The sequence below is a fragment of the Streptomyces sp. NPDC127084 genome, from assembly GCF_042724175.1.
In the GTDB taxonomy this organism is placed as follows: domain Bacteria; phylum Actinomycetota; class Actinomycetes; order Streptomycetales; family Streptomycetaceae; genus Streptomyces.
The window spans coordinates 1-3,419 of sequence record NZ_JBHXFA010000304.1 but is presented as its reverse complement, the minus strand read 5'-3'; the positions used below and the strand labels follow the sequence as shown (position 1 = coordinate 3,419).

Below are 3,419 nucleotides of genomic sequence, written 5' to 3'. Positions count from 1 at the left end.
CCCGCACACGCTGGTGGCGTGTGCGGGGGGTCGCCCTTTCGTTGTCGCCGGCGCGCCCTCACACCGGTCGATGACCGCTCAGCCGGTGGCCGTCACACCCCGGTCGGCGGTCCGACGCCCGCTGAAGGTGGGCCAGTGCGCCAGCGCGGCGGTGGCCCCGTACCAGGCCGCGAGGCCGGCGACCGCGCCTACCCAGCCGCCCGCCTTGGCCAGTCCGGCGTTGTCCGTGAACGCGCCGACGGCGAGCAGCAGCATCGAGACGCACAGCAGCCCGTACATGCCCTGCCCGAATATCCCGCTGCCGGACGATCCCACGGTGAGGCTGAGCGCCAGCAGCGCGAAAAGCAGCAGGAAGAGTCCCGCGGCCTCCGCCGACGCTCCCGAGCCGACGCCGGTGCCCCAGGTGAACCAGAAGGCACCGAGGCCCGCGAAGGCCGTACCCGTGCCGCCGCTGCCCGCCCGGAATTCGAGCAGCCCGACGAGAAACAGTGCGACCCCGCCCACCCAGGTCGCGAGGGCCGCTGCGTCGGACGCCGCGACATTGTCGATCACACCGGTGTTCCCCAGGCCGAAGGCCAGCAGGGTCAGACCGAGTGCGAGGTGGCCGAGAGTGGTTGACGTTGCGCTTCCCGCGGAGACTTCGCTGTCCACGGCGGGCTCCCTTCATGCGCGCGATGTGCTGATTCCCAGCCACGGATATCTACCCTTCACAAGCGCACAATCCACCTGTACGGCCGAGTGGATTTGACGGTCGTCAAAAGTCACACATATGCGCGCGCCGCCTGCGGCCTGGGCGTACGGAAGGCCGGACCCGGCGGCCACGGGCCGGATGGAGCGGCCGAGCGCTACGGGATGACGATGACAGGCCGCTGCGCGCGCTTCGCGAGCCGGCCGGCGATCGAGCCGAAAAGGCGCCCCACGATGCCGTGCGTGGAACCGACCACGATCGCGTCCGCCGAATACTCCCGGCCGACCTCCTCGAGCTCGTGGCAGATGTCGCCGCCGCGCTCCACGAGGATCCAAGGGATCTCGGACAGATAGTCGGCACAGGCGAGCTCAAGCCCGAGCACCTCGGTGCGATGGTCCGGCACGTCCACGAAGACCGGAGGTTCGCAGCCCGCCCAGACGGTCGTGGGGAGGCGGTTGGCGACATGGACGATGATCAGTCCGGAACCGGAGCGGCGCGCCATGCCGATGGCGTATGCGAGGGCCCGCTCACTGGAGTTCGAGCCGTCGAAGCCGACGACGACTCCATGCCGGAACGCGGGATCACAGGAGTGGCGCGTCTCTTCCGCCGCCTGCAGATCCGACAGTGGGTCGGCGACCTGCTTGCGGTCCGCGGGTTCGGGCAATTCGTGACCGGCCATCGGTGTCTCGGCGTTCAAGTCCTCATGGGAGGGCGACGGTGGGCGGCGGAGCTGTGTCCGGGAATCATCTTCCCAACCCCATACCCCCAAGGGTACGGCGACACTCCTCCTGCGCCCAGAGCCGGCAGCTCCACATCCGGCGTCCCAGGGAGCATGCACGAACACGCTCCGTATGGCAATGGAAGCTGCCTGATACAGGCTTCGGTGACGAGCCCCATGATCGGAAAGGGCGTCTTCCGGCTGCGCCCCGACTTCGGCGACGGCCCTCCCTATGATCTTCGCCGCGGCACCTGCCGGCACCCCCGGCCCCGCGTACGGAACCGGCACTCCAGTCGTATCAGTGGCCATCGTCACACCCCAACCGGGCCTGCCGCGCCCCGCATCGCACAAGACCACCTCCGAGGGTGAAACGAGCCGGGCGACTTGACGGATTCGCAAGCCGACATCCGAATGTTTCAAGCCAACTTCACGACCAGGCTGGTTCCTTGCCCAAAAGGCCCACCAACCCCCTTGCCACCAGGCAAAAGGGGGTCACGGCGACCTCTCGCACCCTACGGGGACGGGCCATGCCCGGGACGCGTACTTCCCTGTACGGCCCACGAGTGCCACGCTTCGTGATCGAATGCTTCGCGCCAAGTGCCCTTGTCGACAATGTGCCAGATTCCGAACTTGTCACGGCGGCACCACAGGACGCAGTAGATTCGATCATGAGTATCGAAGACTGGGGACTCGTGCAAAACCGAGGGGAAACGTGCAGGAGCGACACGCCCGACACGAACGGGGAGACGCGAACACCGAGGGGGGCTTAGCGTCATGACACAGGACTCCGCCGCGCCGGAGGCCGCACGGAAGCTGTCCGGGCGCCGCCGCCGGGAAGTCGTCGCGGTGCTGCTGTTCAGCGGCGGTCCCATCTTCGAGAGTTCGATCCCGCTCTCGGTGTTCGGAATCGACCGCCAAGATGCCGGAGTTCCCCGCTACCGGCTGCTCGTATGCGCCGGCGAGGACGGCCCCCTGCGGACCACAGGGGGACTCGAACTCACCGCGCCGTACGGACTTGAGGCCATCGGCCGGGCGGGCACCGTCGTCGTGCCCGCCTGGCGGTCCATCACCTCTCCACCGCCTCCCGAGGCGCTGGAGGCTCTGCTCCGCGCCCATGAGGAGGGCGCGCGCATCGTGGGGCTGTGCACGGGGGCGTTCGTCCTCGCCGCGGCCGGGTTGCTGGACGGCCGTCCGGCCACCACCCACTGGATGTACGCACCGACGCTCGCCAAGCGCTATCCGTCGGTGCACGTCGATCCACGTGAGCTGTTCGTGGACGACGGCGATGTGCTCACCTCGGCGGGGACCGCGGCCGGAATTGATCTCTGTCTGCATATCGTCCGCACCGACCACGGGGCCGAGGCGGCCGGTGCGCTAGCGCGCCGGCTGGTCGTGCCGCCGAGGCGCACCGGCGGTCAGGAGCGCTATCTCGACAGGTCTTTACCAGAGGAGATCGGCTCCGACCCGCTTGCCGAGGTCGTGGCCTGGGCGCTGGAGCATCTCCACGAGCAGTTCGACGTGGAGACGCTGGCCGCGCGTGCGTACATGAGCAGGCGGACCTTCGACCGAAGGTTCCGCTCGCTCACCGGGAGTGCTCCGCTGCAGTGGCTGATCACCCAGCGGGTGCTCCAAGCACAGCGGCTGCTGGAGACCTCCGACTACTCGGTGGACGAGGTCGCGGGCCGCTGCGGATTCCGCTCCCCGGTGGCGCTGCGCGGCCACTTCCGGCGGCAGCTGGGTTCCTCGCCGGCCACGTACCGGGCGGCCTACCGGGCCCGGCGCCCGCAGGCGGATCCCGGAGCCCACGCGGCGGCCGAGCCCACGGTCCCCGCGCAGGGCCAGGGCGGAGCACCGCAGCCCAGGCGGCCCGCCCCGGCGACGGCCGGCGCGCTCGCACCGGAGTCCGGTAAGCCGGTGCCGGACGCGTACGCCTCCGGCCGCCCGGCACTGCCGGGCCAGCGGACCGCCCCTTAGGCGCCGCCTCGCGGCCGGACCGTCCGGCGTGCTCTGACG

The 3,419-nt window shown here is 69.9% G+C and carries 3 protein-coding genes; 1 reads left to right on the top strand and 2 read right to left on the bottom strand.

Annotation, left to right across the window (positions count from 1 at the left end; translation table 11 throughout):
- Nucleotides 1-78: 78 nt before the first annotated feature.
- Nucleotides 79-651 carry a GPR1/FUN34/YaaH family transporter gene (locus tag ACFWI9_RS33495; RefSeq protein WP_387168855.1) on the bottom strand — a complete coding sequence of 191 codons (573 nt, stop codon included), beginning with the start codon at nt 649-651 and terminating at the stop codon, nt 79-81.
- Nucleotides 652-845: 194 nt separating this feature from the next.
- Entirely contained in the window at nt 846-1,367 is a 522-nt protein-coding gene (locus ACFWI9_RS33490) for a universal stress protein (RefSeq protein WP_387168858.1), read from the bottom strand.
- An 813-nt stretch (nt 1,368-2,180) separates the two neighbouring features.
- Here ACFWI9_RS33490 and ACFWI9_RS33485 point away from each other — a divergent pair.
- Nucleotides 2,181-3,380 carry a helix-turn-helix domain-containing protein gene (locus ACFWI9_RS33485; protein WP_387168853.1) on the top strand — a complete coding sequence of 400 codons (1,200 nt, stop codon included), beginning with the start codon at nt 2,181-2,183 and terminating at the stop codon, nt 3,378-3,380.
- The last annotated feature ends 39 nt before the right edge of the window (nt 3,381-3,419 follow it).